Source organism: Brevibacillus fortis (assembly GCF_046196545.1).
GTDB classification, from domain to species: Bacteria; Bacillota; Bacilli; order Brevibacillales; family Brevibacillaceae; genus Brevibacillus; species Brevibacillus fortis_A.
Genome location: NZ_CP176370.1, coordinates 4237785 through 4264041, shown reverse-complemented (window position 1 = coordinate 4264041; position 26257 = coordinate 4237785). Strand labels below are relative to the sequence as shown.

The window sequence follows — 26257 nt, the reverse complement described above, 5'->3', positions numbered from 1 at the left end:
CCTAGAATGAACAAAATGGACGAGCTTCTCTTAAAGTTACTGTGGGGTCAAATGCAGTCGCTTGGCTGCTTTACGGAAAAGAATCAAGCGCTCAGCGGTCTCAAAAGAAAAAGCGGTCTGCTTGACTTATATGACCTGTGGCTCGAAGAAACGGCTTCTGTTTTGGCTCGGAATGATTATCTCGTTTACGATAGCGCCACATCTACCGTGATCGATATTGCGCCCATTTCCAGTACGGCTGTCTGGCAAGAATGGGAGCAAGAAAAAGAAGTCTGGCTAAAAAATTCGGATACGAATGCGCAAGTCAATCTAGTCGAGGCAACCCTGCGTGCTTTACCGCAAATTCTCACTGGAAAGGTGCGGGCGACAGAAGTCATCTTTCCCAATTCGTCGATGGAATTAGTCGAGAAGGTATACAAAAATAACACGGTTTCCGACTACTTTAATGAAGTCCTTGCCGATACAGTGGTTGCTTTTGTTGAGGAACGGCTAAACCAAGATTCTGCGGCCCGTATTCGCATTCTCGAGATTGGTGCAGGTACGGGAGGAACGAGTGCCGTCGTTTTCCAAAAACTAAAGCCGTATGAAGAGCATATCCAGGAATATTGCTATACAGATCTCTCCAAAGCCTTTTTCATGCATGCAGAAAAAGAGTATGGACCAAGCAACCCTTATTTGACCTATCAGATTTTTAACGTAGAAGAGTCGGTGACGGGACAAGGAATTGATCTGGGCGGATATGATATTGTCATTGCAGCAAATGTCTTGCACGCCACCAAAAATATTCGCCAAACGCTGCGTAACGCGAAAGCTGTTTTAAAGAAGAACGGCTTGCTACTGCTAAATGAAATGAGTAAAAACACCATCTTCCTCCATCTTACCTTTGGTTTGCTGGAGGGATGGTGGCTGTACGAAGACCCAGAGCTGCGCCTTTCAGGCTGCCCTGGGTTATCTTCATCAACGTGGCAGAAAGTATTGGAGGAAGAAGGATTTCAGTCGGTCTTTTTCCCAACAGAAGATGCGCACGCGATGGGGCAGCAAATTATTGTTACGGAAAGCGACGGCGTGATCCGCCAACAGCAAATAAAGCAGCCCAAACCTACGCCGAGCGTAAATGCGGAACAGCCAAAAGCTAAGAGAGTGAAAATACCTTCCTCTCCAGAAAGAAGGGCAATCCAGGACGTCCTGCGCGAAAAAAGTACGGAATACATCAAACAGTTGATTGCTGAAACACTGAAAATGCCGAGTAACCGAATGGATGCTTCCGAGCCGTTAGAGGCATATGGCATGGATTCCATTTTATCTGTACAACTGATCAATCAATTTCGGAAAATTTTCGGCGAAACCATCAGCGGCACTCTGTTTTTTGAATATCAGACAGTAGATGACTTAGTCGAGCATTTACTAGAGACACAAAGAGAAGCGCTAATTTCGCTCACAGGATTGGAAGATCACAAGCAGGAGCCAAATCAAACGGAAGATCATGTTGATGTTGCTCCATTGCCGAAAACCGAAGGGAAACGAAACCCAAGAAAAACGAGAGCATTTGTGTCATCTGCTCATTCGCAAATGACGGCGTCCAAGCCTGCCTCCTCCGGTAAAATAGCGATTATTGGCATGAGTGGGCGCTTTGCTCAAGCTAACAACTTGGACGAATTTTGGGATAATTTGGTACAGGGTAAAAAGTCTATTTCAGAAATTCCAGCCGAGCGCTGGGATTGGACAGAGCATTATCATCCAAATCGGGAGGAAGCCATTTCCCAAGGAAAAAGCTATAGTAAATGGGGTGCCTTCTTAGAGGACTTTGATCAGTTTGATCCGTTATTCTTTCATATGACTCCGCGAGAAGCGGAAAATATAGACCCTCAAGAGCGCCTCTATTTAGAAGAGTGTTGGAAGGCGTTAGAAGATGCAGGCTATGCCTCATCGAAGATGTCTACGGAGCTACGAAAGCGAACAGGGGTTTTTGGTGGCATTACGAAACAAGGATTTCATTTATATAGCACGGAAACCACCCATCACTTTCCGACAACCTCATATGCATCGATGGTAAATCGGGCTTCCTACTATCTAAACTTACAGGGTCCGAGTATGCCGATCGATACGATGTGTTCCTCAGCTTTAGTAGCGATTCATGAAGCATGTGAATACATCCGGAACGGGAAGGGAAGCATGGCGATTGCTGGTGGGGTGAATCTGTACACCCATCCGCATACCTACTTCGGTCTGACAGTGGGGCAGCTCATCTCGCAAACTTCTGACAGTGCTGCCTTTGGGAACGGCGGAATAGGTTTTGTGCCTGGTGAGGGAGTGGGTGCGGTTGTTCTCAAGGATTACGATCAGGCTGTGCGGGACATGGACCATATCTATGCCGTGATACGTGGAACCGCTGTCAACCATAAGGGGAAAGCCAATAGCTATATGACACCAAGCCCCAACCCAATTGCAGATGTGATGGCAGAAGCACTGGAAGAAAGTGGACTGGACTCTCGATCCATTAGTTATCTGGAAGCTTCTGCCTATGGATCAGACATCGTCGATGCCGTAGAAATGACAGCGGTGACGAAAGCTTTTCACAACCGTCAAGGAACAGAAGGGGATTATCGATTTGGTTCGGTCAAACCGAATATCGGGCATTGTGAATCAGCTTCCGGTATGTCGCAGCTGATGAAAGTGATTTTGTCGTTACAGCATAAGACGCTGGTTCCAACCTTGGTTCCTGACGAATTGAATCCGAATATTCATTTTGATCAACTCCCCTTTCAATTACAGCGAGAGGTATCGGAATGGAAGCAGGTCACAGTAGATGGGCAGATAGTCCCCCGGCGAGCAGGCATTACCAGCTTTGGCGGCGGTGGAGTGAATGCCCATCTTATCGTTGAGGAATACAACCGAATTTCACCAAGCAGTGTATATGATTCAGAACCTCAGCTGTTTGTTTTTTCGGCCAAAACGAAAGAGAGGTTGCAAGCGTACATTCATCGCTGGATTGGTTATTTGCATAAGAACCAGCATATCGATGTAACGAATACAGCCTACACCCTTCAAATCGGAAGAGAAGAAATGCCTTGCCGTTTAGCTGTCATCACCAATAATCAAACAGAGCTTTTACAGCAACTGGAATGCTGGTTGGAACAGCAAGAAGAGACGGAACATTGCTTTTTTGGCGACCTCAAGGAAAACAAAGAATTGATGTCAGACCGGGTTACGCGGGCAATCGAATCAAGAGATACAGGAGAACTGGCAAAATTATGGGTTCTAGGCAATCCCATCCCTTGGCAGAAGCTGCATGATGGGAAGGAGTTATCCCGAGTAGCTAAGCTCCCAACCTATCCATTTAAGAGGAGAACGTGCTGGATAGAACGCAATCAAACGAATCGCTCTAGGAGGGAGACGAGCATGACATCCGCTCATCCAGAATTCGAAAACAAGGCCGTGGAGATTTACACCTATAGTGCAAACAGCAGCGAAGCGGAGTTTTCAGAGGATTACTTGACCGTATGTCCATTTGAAAGGAAGATTCCAGGCTTTTCAATGAGCCGTGTCATATTGAACCCTGAAAAATATCCGTTGGAAAGAGAAATGGTAAGAGAGAAGCAAGTAGAGATGCGCCAAGTACTCTTTTATAAAGAAAATTTCTCTCGTGTCCAAAAAGTATTGGACTTTGGATGTGGTCATGGGACAGATGTGATTCAAATAGCAGAGCTCTATCCGCATATCGAAACCCACGGATTTACGATTACCAAGGCGCAAGCAGAGCTTGGCAATCAACGAATCGCCCAGAAAAATCTGGGAGCTCGTGCGAAAATTTTCAACAAAGACAGCTCCAAGGATGCCTTTCCCGATCACTACGACATCATTGTCGGGATTGAAGTGAGCTTCCATATTCGAAATAAACATGGATTATTTCAAAATATCTCTACTTCTCTGAACGAAAAGGGAACCGTTCTGTTGATCGATTACATAGCGAACACGCGAGGACCGATCGTAGACCAGAACGTAGAAGTCAGCATTCCCACCGTGCAAGAATGGATTGAGCTTTTAGCCGAGCATCAGTTAGTAATCGATGAAATCATTGACGTATCGCCGCAGATTGCTAACGCCTTGCATGATCCTGACGTGGAACAGTACATCAAGCATCTGCCTAAAGCCGTTCAAGATTTGTATATCAACACGGTCAATCAATCTATCTCTCTTGAACGAGGGTGGATCAGCTATTGCTTGTTTAAGCTGAAAAAGGCTCCGCATCTTGCGTACACGAAGCGTTGTGAATGGAATGCCAGCAAAATTTCGAAGAAAAGGCCTTATCCAGAAGCATTAGCGGAAATGGTAAACAGCGGTTATATTCCTTATCCGAAAAAACAAACGAGAGCTCTCCCGAATCCAAATCAGCACGACCACATCCTTCATTGGAATAGGGAAACCATCAAAGAATCCTTGGTGGAGGCTTTTGCCACCGTTTTGGGTCATCAACGAGAAGAGCTGGAAGAAGTAGAGACCTTGAAGGATATAGGAATTGGCTCTCTTAACGCCGTTGCCTTATCCGAAATGATTAACAGCAAATTCAATCTGAAACTACCGACCAGCGTTGTGTTTGAACATCATACATTAGATTCGTTGGCAAGCTATATTGCTAGCCATTTGCAGCAATACGAGCCTAGCCAGCACTATGCAAGTAAACCTTTCGAGTCGGATGCTCAGAATCAACCAATTTCATCTGAAAATTCTGAACAAAAACGCGATTTGGCGGCAGATCAGTCCATTCCAGATCGGACTAAAATCAAAGCGAGCCTGATCGAGGTGTTTTCGACCGTTCTAGGCTTGAGACAAGAAGAGCTGGAAGAAGTGGAAACCCTAAAAGAATTGGGAATCGGCTCGCTCAATGCTGTTCAACTATCCGAAGCCATCAATAGCAAGTTTCATCTGAAACTACCAACGAGTGTTGTATTTGAACATAATACGCTAGAAGCATTGGCGAGCTACATCGCGACTCATCTACCAGAGCAACAACCAGCCCAAACAGACTCGTTTTACCAAAAGCATAGAAATCTTGAAGAGAAGCCTGCTTATACAGAGAGAGTCTCAACTCGGAATATTGCCTACGAACCGCCTAAAGCAGCTTCCGATGATATTGCGATTATTGGGATATCCTGCCGTACAGCAGGTGCAAAGGGGCAAGAGGAATTCTGGGAGCTCGTCAGTCAGGGCAAAGATTGCATCAGAGAAGTGACCAACCCAGACTGGCGCGCCTTTTTCAAAGAAAATGCACTCGTCGATATTCCGATTAAATACGGGGCGATGGAGGATATTGAATATTTTGATCCAGCGTTTTTCAAAATTTCTCCTACCGAAGCCCAATCGATGGATGTCACGCAGCGCATCCTTTTACAGGAGAGCTATAAAGCGCTAGAGGATGCAGGTTATACCCCGTCCATGCTGAGAGGACAACCCGTTGGAACCGTTATTGGCGCAATGGCGGGAATGACGGTGGAACAAGATTTCTCTCATTTTGGCATGCTCGGATCGGATACGAGTATACTCGCCTCGCGCATCGCTTATTTCCTTGACCTGAAAGGACCAGCTCTGGCTGTGAACACAGCTTGCTCATCCTCTTTGGTTGCAATCGATATTGCTTGCCAAAAGCTAAAGACGGAAGAGGTCAATCTGGCCATTGCAGGAGGAATTACGATTTATTCCCATCCGGCCCCGTTTATCTCGATGAGTAACGCAAGGATGCTTTCTCCTACAGGAGAGTGCCGCCCGTTTGACAATGGAGCTAATGGCATTGTCGTTGGGGATGGCGTTGGCGTTGTGATTTTAAAAAGATTGCAAGATGCGTTACGGGATAACGACAGCATCTATGGTGTCATCCGAGGCAGTGGAACCAATCAGGATGGACGGACATTGGGTATTACCGTGCCTAGCTTCCAAGCGCAAAGCGACCTGCAAAAATCCATTTACGCGAAAACACAGATTGATGTGGAAGACATTCAATATATTGAGGCACACGGAACCGCGACAAAATTAGGGGACCCTGTTGAGATTCATGCGCTGAGTGAATCGTTCCGCCAATTTACGCCGAAGAAACGATTCTGCGCAATTGGTTCTTTGAAAGCCAATATCGGTCATACCACAGCAGCGGCTGGGGTATTGAGTGTCATCAAGGTTTTACTCAGCATGAAAAACAGGAAGATGGCCCCTTCGATCCATTTTGTCAAAGAGAATGAACACATTGATTTTGAAAACAGCCCTGTTTATGTGAATACCAAGCTGCAAGACTGGCAGACCAATTCCAAAGGCTCTCGATTGGCAGCGGTCAGCTCTTTTGGCTTCAGCGGCACCAATGCTCATCTGGTGATCGAAGAGTTTGATAAAAGCAAAGCCAGATCCACTGCTCCTGTTGAGGGTCAAGAGATAACGACGGGAGTCTTCGTGCTGTCAGCTGAATCACGTGAACAATTAGTGGCCTATGCCAAGAAAACAAAGGCATTTATAGAAAGGCATCATGATGTGAAACTAGCAGATTTCCTTTATACCTATCAGACTGCTAGAGAATCCATGTCTCATCGAGTAGCAGTCGTGGTCGACAGTAAAGAAAAGCTGATTGCGCAGTTAGAGCAATTCATACAAGGGAATGGGGCAAAAACGGCTGATCTGTTTATCGGAGAAATAAACAAAGCGGGCGGAATCAAGATCGGCGATACCGAAGAGGGAAGGGATTTTATTCGCAATCTCGCTCTGAACAAGAAAATCAAAAAGCTGGCGGAGCTATGGGTTCATGGCAACGAAATAGAGTGGGGAGCTCTTTATCCAAAAGGAATGGTGAGCCGTCTATCAGGTTTGCCAAGCTATCCTTTTGCCAAGGAACGATACCGTTTACCCAAAGTTGTCGTAGGCAACCGAACCCATCAAGAAGCAGCCGCCACCTCCGAATTGACAGCAAAAAAACATGAACACAGAACAGCAGACATAGCCAACTCAACTGAGCTACCTCGTGTTCAGGCAGAAGAAGCTGATGGGAGGGAGACAGAAATCCAAAACTCGGTGATTCATCATGATGTCATACCTGCTGACGAAGATGGTGCACCACGTAACGAACTCGTGAAAAAAATTGCTGCTGCGTGGGAAGAGGTACTTGGCGTGAAAAAGGTTGACATCCACAAAAACTTCCAAGACCTTGGCGGCGATTCAATCATGGCCACACAAATTATTTCCAGATTGAAGAATAGCTTCCCGGTTGATTTGAATTTAGACAATCTCTTTTCCGCGCCAACCGTGGCAGGGATGGCGGAGCTGATTGAAGAGGAACTGATTGCTGCTATTGATGAGCTTCCGGAAGAAGCGATTTTGGAGCTATTAAGCTGATGAATTCATCTATAAGTAAGGCAGCAGAATCACCATGTGGGAAGGAGCAATCCGATGATCAATGATAAGGAATCAGCTAAATCAAGAGATGAGTTACTTGCCGAGAGCAGATCGAAGCTTTCCGAGAAGAAACTGGCATTGCTGGAGAAGCTGAAAGGCTCAAAACTGGAGACGAAAAAGACCGGGATTCCGCGGCGTTCAAGAGAGGGCTTCGTGCCCCTCTCTTTTGCCCAGCAGAGACTATGGTTTTTAGACCAGTTGGTACCTAACAGTCCTGCCTATAATGTGGTTGCCGCCTTCCATCTATCGGGTGAGCTTCACACAAACATCATGGAGCAGTGCGTAAATGAGATAGTGAAGCGCCATGAAGCCCTGCGAACCACCTTTCAAGTCGCAAACGGAGAGCCGTATCAGTTAATAGCGCCTGCCTTGCAAATTCCTTTTCCTATTGTCGATCTTACAGGACATCCTGAGGCAAAGAGGGAGGATGAGTTTCGCCGACTCGCTAAAGAGGAAAGCATGTATGTTTTCGATCTAACCAAGGGACCCTTATTGCGTGTCACTTTATTCAAACTCGGCGAGGATTTGAATATTCTACTTTTGAACGTTCACCATATCATCATAGACGGATGGTCAGTCGGGGTTTTCTTCAGAGAAATGGTTCTGCTTTATCAGGCATATCTTGCGGACAAGCCTTCCCCATTGCCTGAGCTTCCGATCCAGTATGCTGACTTTTCAAGCTGGCAGCGGGAATGGCTTCAAGGAGAAGTGCTTGAGAAACAGCTTGCTTACTGGAGAGAAACCCTTGGAAAAGAAAGCAGCGCGTTAGAGCTGCCAGTAGACCGTACAAGACCTCCTATCCAAACGTTTCAAGGAGGGAGCCTAAAACTACAAATTCCCTCTTCACTTTCACATGCCATAAAAGCGCTGAGCGAGCAAGAAAATGCCACGCTGTATATGGTCATGATCACCGCCTTAAAGATATTGTTGCATCGTTACAGCGGGCAAAATGATATCCGGGTGGGAGTGCCCGTAGCGAACCGTAACCGAGTGGAAATGGAGAATCTGGTCGGCTTTTTTGTAAATACGTTGGTCCTTAAAACAGATGTTTCCGGCAATCGAAGCTTTAGAGAGCTGTTGTCGCGTGTGAAAGAAACAGCGAACAGCGCATACAGGCATCAAGACGTACCGTTTGAACGATTGGTGGATGAATTGCAGCCTGAGCGTAATATGAGTCAAAATCCACTGTTTGAAGTCTGCTTTGTGTTGCAGAACTTTCCTATGCCGAAAAAATCGGACATGTCTGCATTAGGCTTTTCCTTGGTCAAATTCGAAGAGTTCCGTAACAATACATCCAAGTTTGACCTCTGGATTCAGGTTGTAGAAAAAGGGGATATCCTTGACCTAGACGTTGAGTTTAATTCCGATATTTTTAATGAATCGACAATCAGTCGTATGTTAGAAAGCTTTACAATCGTGCTGGCAGGCATTGTCGCGAATCCAAACCAGCTGATTTCAGATTTGCCGATTTTGACCGCTGCTGAAGAGCAAAAGCTGTTGGTTGAATGGAACGATACGAAGACGTACTACCCACAGCAAGATAGGTGCCTACATGAGATTATCGAGGCACAGGCTGCCAAAACACCAGATGCCCCAGCCGTAATTTTTGAAGAGGAGCAACTCACTTACCGTGAATTGGATCAACGGGCGAATCAACTGGCTAACCATCTCCGAAAACAGGGAGTAAGAGCGGAAACGCTTGTGGGCATTTATATGGAGCGCTCATTAGAGATGGTCATTGGGCTGTTAGGTATCCTCAAAGCAGGCGGCGCCTACGTTCCCCTAGATCCAAGCTATCCGCAAGATCGGGTTGCCTTTATGATCACGGATGCGAATCCTTCTTTCCTCTTGACTGCGGAAGGGCTGAAGAACACGCTCCCTGAATATGGTGGACAACTCATTTGCCTCGATTCAGATTGGGAGACAATTAGCATAGAGAGCCGTGTGGCGCCTGCAAGCGGAGTCAACAGCGACAATTTGGCGTACATGATTTACACCTCAGGCTCTACTGGCAAGCCAAAAGGTGCGATGAATGCCCATCGTGGTATCGTCAATCGACTTTTATGGATGCAGGAACAATATCAACTGAATGAAACCGATCGCGTCATGCAAAAGACGCCTTTCAGCTTTGATGTGTCGGTTTGGGAATTTTTCTGGCCGTTAATGACGGGCGCCTGCATGGTAGTAGCTCGTCCAGAAGGTCACAAAGATACGACTTATCTGGCACGCCTGATCAAAAAAGAGAAAATCACCACCATGCACTTTGTTCCTTCGATGCTTCAAGTATTCCTGGAGGAGACGGAAATTAGTGGCTGCGATACGCTACGACGAGTTATTTGTAGTGGGGAAGCCTTATCTTATTCAACGCAGGAGCGCTTTTTCGAGTGTCTCGATGCGGAATTGCACAACCTCTATGGTCCTACAGAAGCGGCGATTGATGTCACGTACTGGGCATGTCAAAAAGGAAGCAAGCTCAGATCCGTGCCGATTGGACGCCCTGTGGCAAACACTCAAATCTATCTGCTAGACGAGCACCTGAAGCCAGTTCCCGTCGGTGTTGCCGGCGAGCTGCACATCGGTGGTGTACAGCTGGCTCGCGGATACTATAACCGTCCTGAGCTGACAGAAGAGAAATTCATCCCTGATCCGTTCAGCAATAAAGAGGGAGCACGCCTTTATAAAACAGGTGACTTGGCACGTTACATGCCGGATGGAATAATCGAGTATCTGGGCCGAATTGATTTTATGGTCAAACTAAGGGGCTTCCGTATCGAGCTGGGTGAGATTGAAGCTGTACTAGATGAACATCCACATGTACAAAAAGCGGCTGTGATCGTTCATGAATCCGAGCAGAGACCAGGGCATAAGCAGCTGGTATCTTATATCGTGCCAGATTCACAGTCCAAGGAAAAACTGAAAAAGGCAACAGAAGAAGCACTTCCTGCGGAGCAGGTATCAGAATGGCAGGATGTCTTTGATAAAGCCTATGATGATGAAAATAAATATGAGGCCGATTTCAACATTACCAGCTGGAACAGCAGTTATACGGGTCAGCCTCTTTTAGCGGAAGAAATGCGTGAATGGGTCAATTCGACGGTTGATCGTATCCTTGCCTTGCAACCGAAAAAGGTACTCGAAATCGGGTGCGGTACAGGGCTGTTATTATCCCGGATAGCGCCTCATTGTGAACAGTATTGGGGAACGGATTTTTCGTCGATGGCGTTGGATTATATTACTGCGAATCTGATCAACCAAAGAGAGGATTTATCCAATGTCACACTGCGTAAGAGCTATGCGGATGATTTTAGTGGATTAAAGGGACAGAAATTCGATGTGATCGTGCTCAACTCTGTGGTCCAGTATTTCCCGGATGCGAGCTACCTGTTGGATGTGCTGAAAAAGGCCATACATGCCATGAATGACAAAGGAGCAATCTTTGTCGGGGATGTTCGTAATCTTTCTTTACTGCAAACCTTCCTCACTGAGGTTGAGATGGAAAAGTCACCAGCGACGTTGACCACAGATCAATTGCAGCGCCGCGTGCAGAAGCGAATGAGACAAGAGCAGGAGTTGGTTATAGATCCTGCATTTTTCTATGCGCTTCAAGCGCAGTTGCATCAGATCAGCCATGTAGAAATCAAGCTGAAGCGTGGAAGTCATCATAATGAATTAACTCGCTATCGCTATGATGTGGTTCTTCATCTCGGCAAAAAAGTGCAGCCAATTGAGGACTTTTCCTGGCTGGATTGGCATGAGGAGGGCTTCCGAAATATGGATGAACTTCGTCAAGTCATGACCAAATATAAACCGCAAATCTTAGGGCTTACGAATATTCCTAATTTGCGGTTGGACAGGGCGAATCGATACCAGTCGTTGCTTGCTGACAGAGATGTACTCAAAACGGTGGAAGAACTGAGAACAGATCAGAATCAGCCAGGCACTGGAATGGACCCGGAGGAGCTTTGGCAGTTGGGCGCTGAGCTTCGATACAGTGTGGATATCACTTGGATGGGTGATAGCGAGGATGGCAGCTATGAAGCTGTACTCCGACCTGAGCATTTACTAGAAAAAAGACAACGTAACACAGTGGTTACCGCGTGGCATCGTCCAGCGAAAAACTACCAGCCGATCGAAACGTATGCGAACGATCCTTTGACAGACAGAGTTGCTCGCCAGTTCATTCCAGAGTTGCGCAGTTATTTACGGGATAAGCTGCCAGATTACATGGTTCCGTCTATCTTTGAGTTTATCAAGGAAATGCCAGTGAACATGAATGGAAAATTGGATCGCAAAGCGCTTCCTGCGCCGCTTATGGAAGTGCCAGAGATGGAAGGAGATTTTGTGCCACCAACGACGGAGACGGAAAGAATTCTTTCCGATGTCTGGGCTGAAATATTGGGCTTGGATAAGGTTGGCATACATAATAACTTCTTCGGATTGGGCGGGGACTCCATTCATACCATTCGAGTGGTTGCGAGAGCAAAACAACTCGGTTTGGAAATGACTCCACAACAAATTTTCCAATTCCAGACCATAGCTGAACTGGCAGAGGTTGTAGGTGGGGTTTCCACCCAAAGTGCGAAGCGAACTCCAACAGCAGTAGAGTTACCAACGCTTGATAAGCATCAGCTGGATCGGATAAAAGCAGACAACCCATACATGGAGGATGTTTATCCGCTAACGATCATGCAAGAGAATATGCTTTATCGATACAAGCATCATCCAGAGCCTGGTTTGAATGTGGTTCATCATGCTTTTCGCATAGAGGGTGGCCCTTTCCATGTATCTGCTTTTGAGCAGGCATGGCAGCATCTCATCCAACAATTCCCTGCACTGCGAACCTCCTTCATCTGGGAACAGCTGGATGAACCGATGCAGATCGTGCATGAGAAAGTGGATATCCACATCAAACAGGAAGATTGGCGTGGCATTCCGGAAGATGATCAACATGAACAATTGCAATCCTACATTCAAAAGCTTAGACAACAAGGATTTGAAATGGGTCAAGCTCCACATGCGCATCTTGCTCTGCTTCAAGTAGGAGAGGATGTCTACTACTTTATTTATGTCTTCAACCTGATGTTGCAGGATGGCTGGAGCTATACGTTAATCGTAAAAAGACTATTCGAATATTATCAAGCGTTTTCCCAAGGGAAGGCGATTGATATTGTGCCTGTCTATCCTTACCGGGATTATGTTGCGCTACAAAAAGGGCAGGACTTAACGGATGCGGAGTTGTTTTGGAAGAAAAATCTGAAAGGAATGACCAGCTCCACTCTTGAATGGGCGCAAGCGAGCAAGAAGAATATTTCTGCCGATGAGCCTCCCTATTCTCAAGAAAGGTTCATCGTTTCGCCAGAAGTCTCCTCGGCGCTGTTATCCTTGTCCAAGAAGTATCATCTGACGCCATATACATTGGTACAGGGGGCTTGGGCATTGTTGCTCCATCATTACAGCGGCAAGGAAGACGTAGTTTTTGGTACGATCTTCTCCGGCCGTAGCATAGCGAAGATGGAGGTCGAACATTCAGTCGGGCTTTTCTTCAATATTCTGCCCATTCGCGTCAGCATCGAGCAAAACATGAGGTTCTTGTCTTGGCTCCAAAACATGCAGTCCAAGGTAGTAGAGACGAGTCAGTACGAGTATACGCCGCTGAAAAAAATATACGAGTGGTGTGATATTCCACGAGATCGGCTTTTGTTTGACAGTTATCTGGTAAGCGAACAGCTCCCTGATTTCTCTTCCGTGTTTAGAGGATTTAATGATGTCCTCGGCGCTACCATCTATGATTCGATCGCTCAGACGGAGCATCCATTACGAGTGGAGCTCCTTTTCTATGAACAAGTGCTGGTCCTGCATATCAACTACTATCGACGTTTCTTCAACGATAAGGAGATTAGCAGTATGCTGCAGCATTTGAATACTCTTTTAGAAGAATTGGTAGCGAACCCAGAGCAAAAGGTAAGCGAGTTAGTCAATGCGATAACGTATCATCCCCAACACTAAATTTGCGAACAAGAGGAGAGGTTACTATGTGTGGAATTGTGGGATGGCTTGATTGGGATGACGATTTGTCATCCCAGCATGCTATTTTGCACAAAATGGCTCAAGCGATCCAACATCGCGGGCCAGACGAAGAGGGATATTGGTTGTCTCCTCGGGCAGCGATTGCGCATCGGCGCCTGATCGTAATCGACCCAGAAGGCGGCAAGCAGCCAATGGTCTACCGAGAAGGAGATCAGACGTGTGTCTTATCATTTAATGGCGAAATCTATAATTATTTGGAACTGCGCCGCCAGTTAGAGCTGCTCGGACACTCCTTTCAAACCAATTCCGACACGGAAGTATTACTGCACGCTTTTTTGGAATGGAGAGAGGAATGTGTCCGTCATCTCAATGGAATTTTTGCATTCGCCATTTGGGACGAAAAAAATCATCGATTGTTTTTAGCGCGTGACCACTTGGGTGTAAAACCATTATTTTATTGTCAACGAGGGAGCTCGTTCTTGTTCGGCTCCGAACTGAAAGCCTTGCTCGCCCATCCAAAAGTGAAGCCTGAGGTAGAAGCGGATGGGTTAGCGGATATTATCGGACTCGGTCCGGCGAGAACGCCTGGATTTGGAATTTTCCGCAATGTCAATGAGGTTCGAGCTGGACATTGTGTAACAGTTACAAAGGATCAAATCAGGACAAGGCCATACTGGAAACTGGAAAGCAAAGTGCATACTGACGATATGGATACAACGACAGAAAGGATACGCGCCCTGTTGCAAGACACGGTACAACGTCAGTTAATTTCTGACCTGCCATTGGTTAGTATGCTATCTGGCGGTTTGGACTCTAGTGGCTTGGTAGCTTTAGCTGCTGAAGAGCTTCGTAAAAAAGGGAAGACGTTGCACAGCTATTCGGTTGATTTTGTTGACAATGATCAGCATTTTGAAGAAGGCTTGCTGCACATTAGCTTGGATGCGCCATGGGCAAAATCAGTCTCAGAGCATGTACAAACAAAGCATCAAGAGATTACCTTCAACGCTCAGGATCTGATTACTCATTTTCATATGCCGTTGAGAGCGCGTGATCTCCCGGGATTAGGGGAGACGGATACCTCGCTCTATTTGTTCTGCCGGGAAATGAAGAAAAAAGCGACCGTTTCGCTATCAGGTGAATCGGCAGACGAAGTGTTTAACGGGTATCCTTGGTTTCAAAAGGAGAAATTCTTGAATTCAGGCAAATTCCCTTGGATGGAGCATGATGGGTGGAGTTCATTTTTAAATGAAGAAGCCATTGAAAAAATCCGCCCACAAGAATATCTTCGCAGGCGGTATGAAGAAGGGATTGCAGAGGTACACCCTTTGGAAGGGGAGACAGCTTTGGAAGCGCAACAGCGCAAAATGTCGTACCTCTTTATCACACGCTTTCTTCCGTTGCTATTGGATCGCAAAGATCGAATGAGCATGTATACGGGGTTTGAAGTACGCGTTCCTTATTGTGATTATCGTCTGGTTGAATATTTATGGAATGTCCCATGGAAAGTAAAAAATATTGATCAAATCGAAAAAGGCTTGCTTCGCAGAGCGTACAAAGGATATTTGCCGCATGAAGTATTGTACCGCAATAAAAGCGCATATCCGATGACCTATCACCCAGAGTATTACCATGCGATTTTGGACCATATGAAACAAATTTTAGCGAACCCTAATTCGCCTCTACTACCATTGATTAATAAGTCTGTGATCCAATTTGTACTGGATGGAAAAGCACCTATGAATCTAGCTCAATCAACGAAGCTGATCGAATACCTCGTTCAGATAAATATGTGGTTAGAGGAATACAAGATTTCCATTCGATAGAAGCCCTTTGGATTTGCTAATAAAAAGGACAGTCAGGATGTTTTTTTCCTGACTGTTTTTCTTTCAAAAATTGTAGTTGAAGGGGTGTGTAGTAAATGAATGTCAGTGAGGTAAATCAGAATAGGGTAATCCCACAACGACTGCCTGCAAACGGAAGTGACAGGTTTAATTACATGGTCAGCTATCTTTCCGATTGCCAACTTCAAATGGTGTTGGAAATGGATGGACATGTGAATCAACAGCGATTGCTTCATGCGATGGAGGCAAGCACCATTGCTGAGCCTATCATTGGTTGCCGCTTTATAAAAGATTCAGTCCGCCCCTATTGGGAGCGACGCAGCGATTTGGGGTCAAGTGGTTGGTGTTCCTTGCAACTTCTCCCTGATTCCGATTCCGAAGAGAAAGCCATCGATGAATGGCTGTCGAGCCCGATGGACATCGATGCTGATGCGATGGTCAAAGTTCGCATTCTGCGGACCTCGATCAAAGATATCATTTGCATCAAATTGAATCATCTATGCAGTGATGGTGCAGGGTTGATAGAGTATGTTCACTTGCTAGCTTCGCTATATAGTGAGCTTGCCCAAAACCCTCGCTACGTTCCCAAGTCAAACCCTGAGGGCAGGGATCAGAGTCGTTTGTTCAAGGAGATGGGTATTCCAAATGGCGGGATGCCGCAAGCTCCAGAACCCCAGGGACCAACCCTTCCTTTTACGCCTGGAGAACCAGCCAAAAGGAGACAAGCCATACGCAGAATACCGCGCGAAGAGTGGTTGGAGCTGGCGCAAGGATTTAAACAAAAAGGGTTCACGGTAAATGATGTGTTATTGGCTGCCTACATGCGCGCTTTATCTCAACAGATGGAGAATGTTCCGGCTGACCAAATCAAAGTCATGGTGACTGTTAATGTAAGAAAATTCTTGCCCACGGGCAAGGCAGACGCCATTTACAACTTGTCTGGCGTTGTTCACGTTTCCATGAATCAAGCAACTGGGACATTTGCAGATAAGGTGAAAGAAGTAGCCGAATTCATGAAGAATCAACGCGATAATAAAGAGATTCTGCATGATGCGGTAAACACTTTTGCCTTTGTGGAAAATTTAGAGTTCCAACACACCTTGAAGATCATACAGGATGTAAGAAAACAAATTGTAGCAGATGGAAACAGCACGCCAATATTATCAAATTTTGGTATGATTAGTACAAGTCAGATATCATTCGATGATGTGAAAGTCGCAGGTGCGTATATCGTCTCGCCAGCCTATTACGCACCAGGACTAATGCTTGGAGTCAGTACGTATCAAGATTGCATAACCCTCAATATTTCCTTCTTTGAATCGAATACAGACGTTGGGGTAATAGAAAAACTCCTGGATACCATGTTAGAGGATATTAAGTCATACCGAGAGTAGCCGTTTGCAGCAATACCCTACCCATTTCGATAAGGAGTGAATGAAATGAATAAAGTCGTATTCCCTAATGAAATATCAGGTGCCCAGAATCTGCAACAACAGTTTGAACCCTACGGCTGGTATGCAGAAATGAGAAAAAATAGCCCAGTCCATTACGATGAAAAGCAACGGGTTTGGAATGTATTTCTGTATGCGGATGTAGAGCGTGTGCTGACCGATTATCACCTCTTTTCAAGTGATACAGGCAAACGAATCGCTGGTTCTCTCGCATTGAAAGAAAAGGGCATCACAGAGATGGACCCGCCTGATCACGGAAAAAGAAGAGCTCTCTATACAAAGGCATTCTCAACAAGAACACTCCAGGAGTGGGAGCCGCGTATTCAAGAAATTTCACGGCATTTGCTAGAGGAAGTAAAAGAAAAGCAAAGCATCAAAATTTTAGGTGATCTCGCAACTCCGATGCCGGTGATTGTCATTGCCGATTTGCTCGGTGTACCGTCCAGTGATTGGATGCTGTTCAAACAATGGTCCGATGTTCTCATCGCTTCCGGGACCCGTGAAACGTATGAAGATATAAACCTCAAAAAGGAAGAAATTATGAAGGAAATGGCCGTTTATCTCTCTCCTATTATTCAAGAAAAAAGAGAGAACCCGGCAAAAGATTTTCTTTCTGATTTAACGCAAACAGAATACAAAGGACAAAAACTATCTGACCCCGAGATTATTGATATTGCTATCAGCTTGCTGCTCGCTGGAAATGTAACGACAAGTACGCTACTGTTCAGTGTTTTCTACTGCTTTTTACTGGATCGACCAGGCGTTTATCGTGAATTAAGAGAGAATCCACAGCTGGTAGATCAAGCGATCGAGGAAGTATTGCGCTTCCGTCCACCAGCACAGGTTTTGATGCGCAAGGTTCAAGAAGATACGGATATGTTCGGAAGTCTGATGAAAAAAGGCGAAATCGTCATGGCATGGCTTGGTTCCGCCAATCGTGATGAAAATACCTTTGCACAGGGAGACCAATTCGATATCCATCGACCTAACAGTAATAAGCATTTAACCTTTGGAAAAGGCTGCCACTTATGCCTGGGCGCACCACTATCCAGACTGGAAGCAAAGGTGATGCTAACAGAAATGATCAAGTGCTACTCTGACATCTCAATCGGTGGATTTGACAACGATCTGATCCTCAATGTGACGAGAGGCTAATCCTATTTTCTTATCAAGCAGTTGAGCAGGAAGGTTATCCCTGTTCGACTGCTTTTTCACTTTCAGGGGATATTTCTATGGAGTTTAGATTTTCTAGAAAATAAAAAAGTAAGGAAAATAGAATTCCTTACTTTTCAATACTTATCTTTCCGAATCACCAAATAAACAATTACCCCAATAACGGGGAAAAACAAGGTAGCAACAAGCCCGATGATAGCGAATTCCTTGCTATTCCCTCGTCTCCTTGCATCGCGGTATACCCATATACTGATGACAATGTTAATGATGTTTAAAAATAAGAATAGCAATAACGGGAGGAACACAATAAAGCTAGAAGGAGCATCGCCTACTTGAACCAAAGAATCACCTGCTTTTGAATATTTTCAAGACTTTCCCAATTATATATAAAGAGGAGAGAATTGTGAAATCGATTGATTGAGCCATTTTCGTAACGATTACCGGGATGGAAACTTCCCCCGAACCTCTTCCAAAAAAGCTTGCACCGCCGGGGCTAAATAACGATTTTTCATATACGCCAAATAAACCGTCCGCTCCAACGCAGGCGAATCAATCGTTTTCCGAACAAGCGAAGCATCTGTTGATCCAGACAAATAGTTCTCTGGAATAATCGTAACCCCCAGATTCTCCCTCACCAACGTTAACGCGGTTTCAAAGCGCTCAATCTCAAATTTGATTTGCGGGTTCACTTGTTCAAACGAAAAAGCCGTTAAAATATCCTCCCTCGTCTGAAATCCCTCTGTACTAATGATGAAAGTCTCCCCCGACAAGTCTTTTAATCGAACCGATTCCTTTTCCGCCAGAGGATGATCCTTGTGCAGCACCAGCATTAAGCGCTCATCATACAGAGGAAAAGATTCGATATCTTCTTCATCGATGAATTGGTTAGTTATGAGTAAATGCGTATGATACTTCCGCAGTGATTCCTTTACAGCTTTCCCGCTTAGCACCTCGATTAGCTTGATGTTAATGGAGGGAAAACGCCCCTGATATCCGCGAATGACTTTTGGAATCCAATGCTTCACGGACTCAATGATGCCGATGATGAGATCTCCGCTGCCAGTCAGTTTTACTTCTTCCATTTCTTTTTTCAGCATGTTCATTTGGGAAAGAAGCAGCAACGATTTCTGATACAAAATTTTACCAGCATCCGTTAATTCCATTTTTCTCGTGTTTCTCTCGAGCAGTGGAGAGCCGACTTCTTGCTCCAGATTTTTAATCGCGTTACTTAAGGAAGGCTGTGAAATATGCAGTTTTTGTGCGGCTTTGGAGTAGCTCAACTGATCGCAAACTGTCACAAAATAGTGCAAATGTTTGATGTCCAACTGGATCGCCTACCCTTATTTATAGCTTTAAGCTATCAAATTATTTAAATTATATATTAGAAATAATAAGTTTGTCATTATATAATCAATAAACAAAAGGTTCAGAAAGGATGAATAGCTTGCCAAAGAATGTATCAGCAGAGTTGTGGACCGGCCGGACTGACCATACGGAGAGAAGAAGCAGTTTTCGCTACCATCAGATTGTAGAAATAACGGACTTGGATACATTGCAAGCTGCCAAGGATCGCACAGTCGCTATCATTGGGTTTGAATGTGAAGAGGGAGTGAGGCGCAATCAAGGACGATTAGGTGCAGCCAAAGCTCCAAACGCAATTCGGCAAGCGCTTGCAAGCCTTCCTTGGAAAGTGGAGGAAGGGAAACGGATTGTAGATGTGGGAAATGTTGCTTGCCCAAACGAAGAGCTAGAAGCTGCCCAAGAAGAATTGGGGAACGCCGTTTCTGCAATCTTTTCCAAATCCATGACGCCCATTATTTTAGGCGGAGGCCATGAGACCTTGTATGGACATTACGTAGGTGTCCGAAAGCATATTGGAAAAGAGGCTTCTCTGGGCATTATCAATATTGACGCTCATTTCGATTTGCGTTCCTATGAAGTTCAGCCTTCATCGGGGACGATGTTTCGACAGATACTAGAGCATGACAAAAATAGCAGCTATTTTGTGTTGGGGATTCAGCGTTTCGGAAATACGCAGGAGCTATTTGATAAAGCAGATGAGCTCGGTGTCCGTTATGTGTATGAAGAAGAGATGACAGAAGCACGAATGTATGAAATTACTTTATCTGTAAGCGAATTCATCGAAAAACACGACCATGTCATGCTGACGCTATGTACAGATGTTTTAAACGCAGCTTTTGCACCGGGAGTAAGTGCTCCATCTCCTTTTGGCTTAACACCAATGGTTGTCCGTACTTTGATCCGTACCGTTGCCGCTCATAAGAAAACGCTTTCTTTTGATATTTGTGAAGTGAATCCGCTTTTAGATGAAAACGGAAGAACAGTAAAGTTAGGTGCTTACTTGACGAATGAAGCCATCATGGGATTACTAGAGAACAACTAAGGGGAGACAACTATGACGTTAGCACTTAATCAAGTAACAACGATTTTTCTCGCAGTAGCACTTCTCGTATTAGGTACATTCCTCGTAAAAAAGGCTAGTTTCTTGCAAAAGTTTTGTATCCCGGCACCAGTGGTTGGAGGCTTGTTGTTCGCTATCATTGCAACGGCTTTGAAAGCGACCGGAATTTTACAAATTACATTGGATACTTCCTTGCAAAGCTTGTTCATGCTCACGTTCTTTACAACCGTTGGATTGGGAGCAAGCTTTAAGCTGATCAAGCTGGGCGGTAAGCTACTCGTTATTTACTGGCTGGCATGTGGATTCTTGGCTTTGGCACAAAACGTAATTGGTGTGTCCTTGGCTTCCGTGTTCGGCATTCATCCATTGATCGGGATGATGGCAGGGGCGGTTTCCATGGAAGGTGGACATGGAGCGGCTGGCGCTTTTGGACAAACGCTTGAGGACATGGGCATTCAATCTGCGCTGGCGATTGGAATCGCGGCAGCTACCTTTGGTCTCGTAGCTGGGGGCTTGGTCGGCGGACCAACTGTGAAATATTTGATTACCAAATACGATCTGAAGCCGACGGAAACCGAAGAAGTAGTAGAGACAGTGGAAGAAAAAGTACAACCGATTACGTCGAATACCTTCTTCATCCAAGTCCTGTTGATTACATTCTGTATGGCATTGGGAACGTATTTGGGAGAGCTGTTCTCGACTGCAACCGGATTTGTTTTGCCAGGTTATGTAGGAGCGATGTTTGTAGCGGTGATTGTCCGTAACATCGTAGACAAGCTCAATCCAAAGGCAATCGACATGAAGAGCATCAACCTGATCAGTGATGTGACGCTAGGAATCTTCCTGTCCATGGCACTGATGAGCATCAAGCTGTGGGAAGTTGCAGACCTTGCGCTTCCAATGCTCGTGATCGTTTTTGTTCAAGTAGTATTCATCGTTTTGTTTGGGATTTTCGTCCTGTTCCGTTTGCTTGGCAAAAACTACGACGCCGCAGTCATGGTCGCAGGCTTTACAGGACATGGTCTGGGCGCTACACCAAACGCAATGGCGAATATGGCGGCAGTAACGGGAAGATTTGGTCCTTCCAGAAAAGCATACCTGGTCGTTCCGATCGTAGGTGCCTTCCTGATTGACGTGTTCGCGATGCCGATCATTATTACCACGATTAATTTGTTTAAATAAAGACGATTCAAAAATCCCTTCATGCTGGAGAAATTCGAGCTGGAGGGATTTTTTGCTGTCTAGAGTTTTACAAATAATAGAGAGAAAAGGAAATAATTTCTTGACCGTTCGCATCTTGTTCGTATATATTTAAATACGAACACATGTTCTTTTTTCGATAACTTTGCAAAGACCATCTCACCCAAAAACACAAGTTTCAGGGATGAGATGTGGAATGCTGACTTGCCAAGAGACAGCGGGAAGGGGATGAAAAGGGGCATCAACTTCGAGGCAAATTTGAGGTACTGATGCAGAGTCAAAGATTGCACAAGTAGAAGCGAATGGAAAAAATATTTAGTTTTTTTTGCGAAAATTGTAACGTATTGTCATTTTTTGCGTATTAATTGGCAAGAACAACCAAAAATTAGAAAATGTGGAGGGGAGAAGAATGAGAGAACTTCATGCTGATGTGGTAATCATTGGGGGAGGTACTGGCGGCTGCGCAGCAGCACTGGCAGCAGCGAAATCGGGAAAATCAGTCATTATGACGGAAGAAACCGATTGGATTGGCGGTCAATTTACGAGCCAAGCGGTACCGCCAGATGAGCATCCATGGATCGAACAGTTTGGTTGCACGCGGAGCTATCGCACATTCCGTGACAGCGTGCGTGACTATTACCGTAACCATTATCCAATGACGGCAGAAGCACGCGTCATTCCGAATCTTGACCCTGGTAACGGTTCAGTAAGTCGTCTTTGCCACGAACCAAAAGTAGCGCTCGCTGTTTTTTATCAGATGCTTGCTCCTTATATGAATAGCGGTAGACTTACTATTCTGACTAATCATAAGTTGCATGCCGTTCGCATGGATGGCGATAACGTACTGTCGATCACAGTAGAAGATCGAAAGCATCATGATTTTCATGAATTGGTAGCACCATATTTCTTGGACGCGACAGAATGTGGAGATGTACTCCCGCAAGCCGGCGTAGAATACGTACTTGGCGCTGAATCAGTGGATCAAACGGGAGAGCCAAATGCTGTTGTCGGGCCGCCGCAGCCAAATGATATTCAGGCGTTTACGTATTGCTTTGCCATGGATTATTTGGAGGGAGAAAATCATACGATTGCCAAGCCGGAAACGTATGACTTCTGGCGTAACTACAAAGCAGATTTCTGGCCGGACAAGCTGCTCAGCTGGACAGGCTCCAATCCGCGCAATACTGCTGAATCTGTACGATATGAGCTGTTCCCGGGTACTAAATATTTTCCGCTCTTCACGTATCGCCAGATTGCTGATCCGAAAAACTTCCAAACCGGTTTGTACAAGAGTGGTGTAACAATGGTGAACTGGCCGCAGAATGACTACTGGTTAGGCTCGATCATTGATGTGCCAGAGGAAGAGCGTCAGCGTCACCTCTACGGTGGTAAACAACTGAGTCTCTCCCTGCTGTATTGGATGCAAACAGAGGCTCCTCGCCCAGATGGTGGACAAGGGTATCCAGGACTGCGACTGCGCAAGGATGTAGTGGGAACAGAGGATGGACTGGCGATGTATCCGTATATTCGTGAATCCCGCCGGATCAAAGCGGAATTCACTGTGCTGGAGCAGCATGTGAGTGCATTTGTCCGCAATACAGGCAAAGCAGAAGCCTTCCATGATTCCGTTGGGGTCGGCAGCTACCGAATCGACCTGCATCCGAGCACGGCAAACCGAAATTACGTCGATGTGTCTACGTATCCGTTCCAAATTCCGTTGGGCAGCTTAATCCCTGTGCGTGTAAATAACCTGCTGCCAGCGGGCAAAAATCTCGGGGTTACGCATATTACAAATGGATGCTTCCGTCTCCACCCAGTAGAGTGGAACGTCGGTGAAGTAGCTGGTTATTTGACAGCTTATTGCTTGCAATATGGCCTGACTCCTCGCGCTGTCCGAAACACACCTGATGAGCTGAAAAAGTTCCAAGCGTTCTTGTACGCGGAAGGCGTAGAGTACTTCTGGCCAACGATGTACGCAGTGTAAGCAGTTAAACGATCTGGTTGCCTGAGTTCGGGATTTCACCGAACTCAGGTTTTTTCATGGAGAGCGGAGATCAGATTCAGAAAAAGCAATCCGCAAGATTTCCTCGACAGTTTCCTGAGGTGTCTGCTCGGAAGAATCGATCCATATGCCGAGCTTTGGTGTTTCGGTCTGTAAGATTTTATTGAGGTGGGGAATCGTCCAAGCACCATACCCTGTTTTGGAACGGGAAGCTTCTCTCTCTTCAACCGCTTTTTCGCTTGGCGTGAGTACTACAATATACAACGGACGGTTACGAATCATTTCAACAAATTCACTCAAAAAGGGGCCGACCACAACATCCTGGACAACGACATTAAATCCTTCCTCAAAAAAAGTGTCTGCCGTAGAGGCTGTTATTTTGTAGCGCAACCACAACTGACGAATGGCTTCTTCTGACGGTTCAGGCATATATTCCTCTCTGCCATTTACAATCATTCGTCGGAATGAATCCCCCCGCAAATGAACGCCTCGATTCAATTTTTCAGCAAGTAACTGAGCTACCGTTGATTTTCCAGAAGCCATAATTCCAGTAACGAGAAATATACATCTGTCTGGAGCGTGAAGATTGGCATTCTCGTTCAACATCATAATCCCACCTTACTCATTCGATGTTATGTACGTTTATATATGGTAATCATTGGATAATTCTTATCTTTTTGAATCATAACATAGCGGTCATGAAAACGCGATTTAGAAAATGATGAGTCTTGAGGCTGCACAGTCTAGGATGGAGCATCTATTCCATCTGGAGTTTGTTTCAAATAAAAACTTCACATATTTGTCCAGAAGAACATAGACAAAAGGATGTACAATTTTACTAAAGGACAAAAATACGGAGGTGCCAAGGTATGGTGAACCTGATCAAAATCAGAGCGAGTGTATTTATCCCCCTGTCATGGACAGATCCTAGGACTGATCCGCAAACAGGAAAAGTCATTCAATTCGAAGGCGATTCACGTGAATTTACCCCCTATGCTATTAACACCATGCGTTCCAGAGTGGAGCAAGAGGTTGTCGTAGACTTTATGAAAAAAGAAATTTTCACCTATCAGAACACGGGAATTACAACAGAGAAGATTACGAATCCTGATGGCTCGATTCAGCTGCGAAAAGGAAAAGCGAGTACAGAGGGCATTTTGTGCAGGAATATGGTATGGAAATCGGATGAAGAAGTGAGCTTTGAAATGAGTGCTAGTGCGAGTAATCCCCTGAATGAGCATGCGCCTCCGGTGGACTACTTATTATTGGTAACTGCGAAAAGGGACGGTCTTGTACAGATCGAAGGAGCGCATGATGGCTTCCCTTGCTTTGAATTTTATAAGCAAGCGGATTTTGGGCCGTTCGAGACGATTTATACCCATGATTTCCGCGAAACAGGTGATACTCCGGCAGCCTTGGCAGGGGACATGGAATATCAATTTCGTAAGACTCTGTAGTAGAACACATTTTCTTCATGGAACTGTTCAGCTATCAGTACCTTTCACTTTGTTTTCCTTCCACCAGTAGAACAATGTTGTAACGATAAAAATACCAATCAATACCATAGTCAAAAAAGGGGTCATAGCCAGGAGCCTCCGGATCTTTTATTTATTTCGCAAGTAGCCCATACAATTTCTTTCGATCTACCCACAGCAAAAGGCCACACATGACGGTGAGAAGTAGACTATAATTTTGAGCCGAAATATCAAATGCAAAATTGACGATGGTAATATTCAAGGTAATGGGAAAGAGACAGATTGCCGCGATCGTTCTGGTCCTCGGAAAAAGAAGGAGCAACGCACAGGCCAGTTCAGCAATTCCAATAAATAGTTCGTAAAACCGTGAGTAGCCAAAAAAGTGCCACGCCAAAATAAGCGGCTCATCTTGACTGGGGTCAAACGTAAACGTTTTGGGAGGGCTGAATTGACCAGGTATCTTCACTATCCCATAAAGGAAGAAAGAAAAGGCTAAATAAAGCCGCATAGTAGCTGGAATGCTCTTTGAGAAAATGCGTTTCCACCTGTTAGCTGTGTCCATGCAAATCACCTACCTTTTCAGTTTTTCTCATCAAAAGGTAGAAACGCTGATAGGACGGAAAGGTTACAAAGAATACGTTTACGAGGAGGTTTTTATCGTGAGTAATCCGACTATGCTCGATCAATTCCCAGTCATCGAAACAGACAGATTGATCCTTCGACAACCTGATCAACAAGACATAGAAGATATTTTTGAAGTGTTGTCACATGAAGAGGTGGCGAGATATGTAGGGATAGCGAGGTTTCAATCGATAGCAGATGCTGAAAATGAACTTCGTTGGTATCGAGAACTATTTGAACAAAAACAGGGAATCAGGTGGGCGGTCACGGATCGTTCCACTGGAAAATTTCTTGGCAGCTGCGGCTACAAACATTATCATGCTGTACATAACAAAGCGGAGATTGGGTATGATCTGAATTTTTCGTGGTGGAATAAGGGGATCATGTCGGAAGCACTGCGGCCTATTATCGCGTACGGGTTTACGCATATGCATCTAAACAGAATAGAAGCAGACGCAGATACGCGAAATACGGCATCTATTCATTTGCTCCAAAAGTTTGGCTTTCAAGTGGAAGGAATCCATCGAGAAACGGAATTTGAAAATGGGATGTACATTGATCTTGTGAAGCTGGCGCTGCTTCGAAAAGAATATGAATTGAATTCATAAAAGAATCGTAGT

At 45.3% G+C, this 26257-nt stretch carries 13 protein-coding genes; 10 read left to right on the top strand and 3 right to left on the bottom strand.

The genetic code is table 11. The annotated features are described in order from the left end of the window. Positions 1-6: 6 nt before the first annotated feature. From ACKKE8_RS21170 to ACKKE8_RS21150, 5 genes are all read left to right on the top strand, one after another. Complete coding sequence (locus ACKKE8_RS21170) at positions 7-7365, top strand: beta-ketoacyl synthase N-terminal-like domain-containing protein (protein ID WP_409174763.1); 7359 nt, start codon at positions 7-9, stop codon at positions 7363-7365. A 54-nt stretch (positions 7366-7419) separates the two neighbouring features. After that, on the top strand, positions 7420-13431 hold the full coding sequence (locus ACKKE8_RS21165; RefSeq protein WP_409174762.1) for an amino acid adenylation domain-containing protein: 6012 nt from the start codon (positions 7420-7422) through the stop codon (positions 13429-13431). A gap of 26 nt (positions 13432-13457) precedes the next feature. After that, positions 13458-15275, top strand: a complete 1818-nt coding sequence (gene asnB, locus ACKKE8_RS21160; RefSeq protein ID WP_409174761.1) for an asparagine synthase (glutamine-hydrolyzing) — start codon at positions 13458-13460, stop codon at positions 15273-15275. 95 nt (positions 15276-15370) lie between these two features. Then, the gene (locus ACKKE8_RS21155; protein ID WP_409174760.1) at positions 15371-16687 is read left to right on the top strand and encodes a hypothetical protein; all 1317 of its coding nucleotides are present in this window, start codon (positions 15371-15373) and stop codon (positions 16685-16687) included. Between the two features lie 45 nt (positions 16688-16732). Beyond that, positions 16733-17899: a cytochrome P450 gene (locus tag ACKKE8_RS21150; protein WP_409174759.1), complete on the top strand. Its 1167-nt coding sequence runs from the start codon at positions 16733-16735 to the stop codon at positions 17897-17899. 134 nt (positions 17900-18033) lie between these two features. Here the strand turns inward: ACKKE8_RS21150 and ACKKE8_RS21145 are convergent, their stop codons facing one another. Both ACKKE8_RS21145 and ACKKE8_RS21140 read right to left on the bottom strand, forming a co-directional pair. Next, positions 18034-18258 carry a hypothetical protein gene (locus ACKKE8_RS21145; RefSeq protein ID WP_409174758.1) on the bottom strand — a complete coding sequence of 75 codons (225 nt, stop codon included), beginning with the start codon at positions 18256-18258 and terminating at the stop codon, positions 18034-18036. A gap of 96 nt (positions 18259-18354) precedes the next feature. Further along, the gene (locus tag ACKKE8_RS21140; RefSeq protein WP_409174757.1) at positions 18355-19242 is read right to left on the bottom strand and encodes a LysR family transcriptional regulator; all 888 of its coding nucleotides are present in this window, start codon (positions 19240-19242) and stop codon (positions 18355-18357) included. A 110-nt stretch (positions 19243-19352) separates the two neighbouring features. Here ACKKE8_RS21140 and hutG point away from each other — a divergent pair, with 110 nt between their 5' ends. From hutG to ACKKE8_RS21125, 3 genes are all read left to right on the top strand, one after another. Further along, on the top strand, positions 19353-20321 hold the full coding sequence (gene hutG / locus ACKKE8_RS21135) for a formimidoylglutamase (protein WP_409174756.1): 969 nt from the start codon (positions 19353-19355) through the stop codon (positions 20319-20321). Positions 20322-20333: 12 nt separating this feature from the next. After that, a complete protein-coding gene (gene gltS / locus ACKKE8_RS21130; protein ID WP_409174755.1) occupies positions 20334-21521 on the top strand; it encodes a sodium/glutamate symporter in 1188 nt (395 codons plus the stop codon). Between the two features lie 427 nt (positions 21522-21948). Further along, a complete protein-coding gene (locus ACKKE8_RS21125; protein ID WP_409174754.1) occupies positions 21949-23523 on the top strand; it encodes an FAD-dependent oxidoreductase in 1575 nt (524 codons plus the stop codon). Between the two features lie 54 nt (positions 23524-23577). Here ACKKE8_RS21125 and ACKKE8_RS21120 read toward each other — a convergent pair whose 3' ends face one another. Continuing rightward, positions 23578-24147 carry an AAA family ATPase gene (locus tag ACKKE8_RS21120; protein ID WP_409174753.1) on the bottom strand — a complete coding sequence of 190 codons (570 nt, stop codon included), beginning with the start codon at positions 24145-24147 and terminating at the stop codon, positions 23578-23580. A gap of 263 nt (positions 24148-24410) precedes the next feature. Here ACKKE8_RS21120 and ACKKE8_RS21115 point away from each other — a divergent pair, with 263 nt between their 5' ends. Together ACKKE8_RS21115 and ACKKE8_RS21110 are read left to right on the top strand one after the other, a co-directional pair. Continuing rightward, positions 24411-24998, top strand: coding sequence for a DUF3238 domain-containing protein (locus tag ACKKE8_RS21115; RefSeq protein WP_409174752.1), 588 nt, complete (start codon positions 24411-24413; stop codon positions 24996-24998). Positions 24999-25675: 677 nt separating this feature from the next. Further along, the gene (locus ACKKE8_RS21110; protein ID WP_409174751.1) at positions 25676-26245 is read left to right on the top strand and encodes a GNAT family N-acetyltransferase; all 570 of its coding nucleotides are present in this window, start codon (positions 25676-25678) and stop codon (positions 26243-26245) included. The last annotated feature ends 12 nt before the right edge of the window (positions 26246-26257 follow it).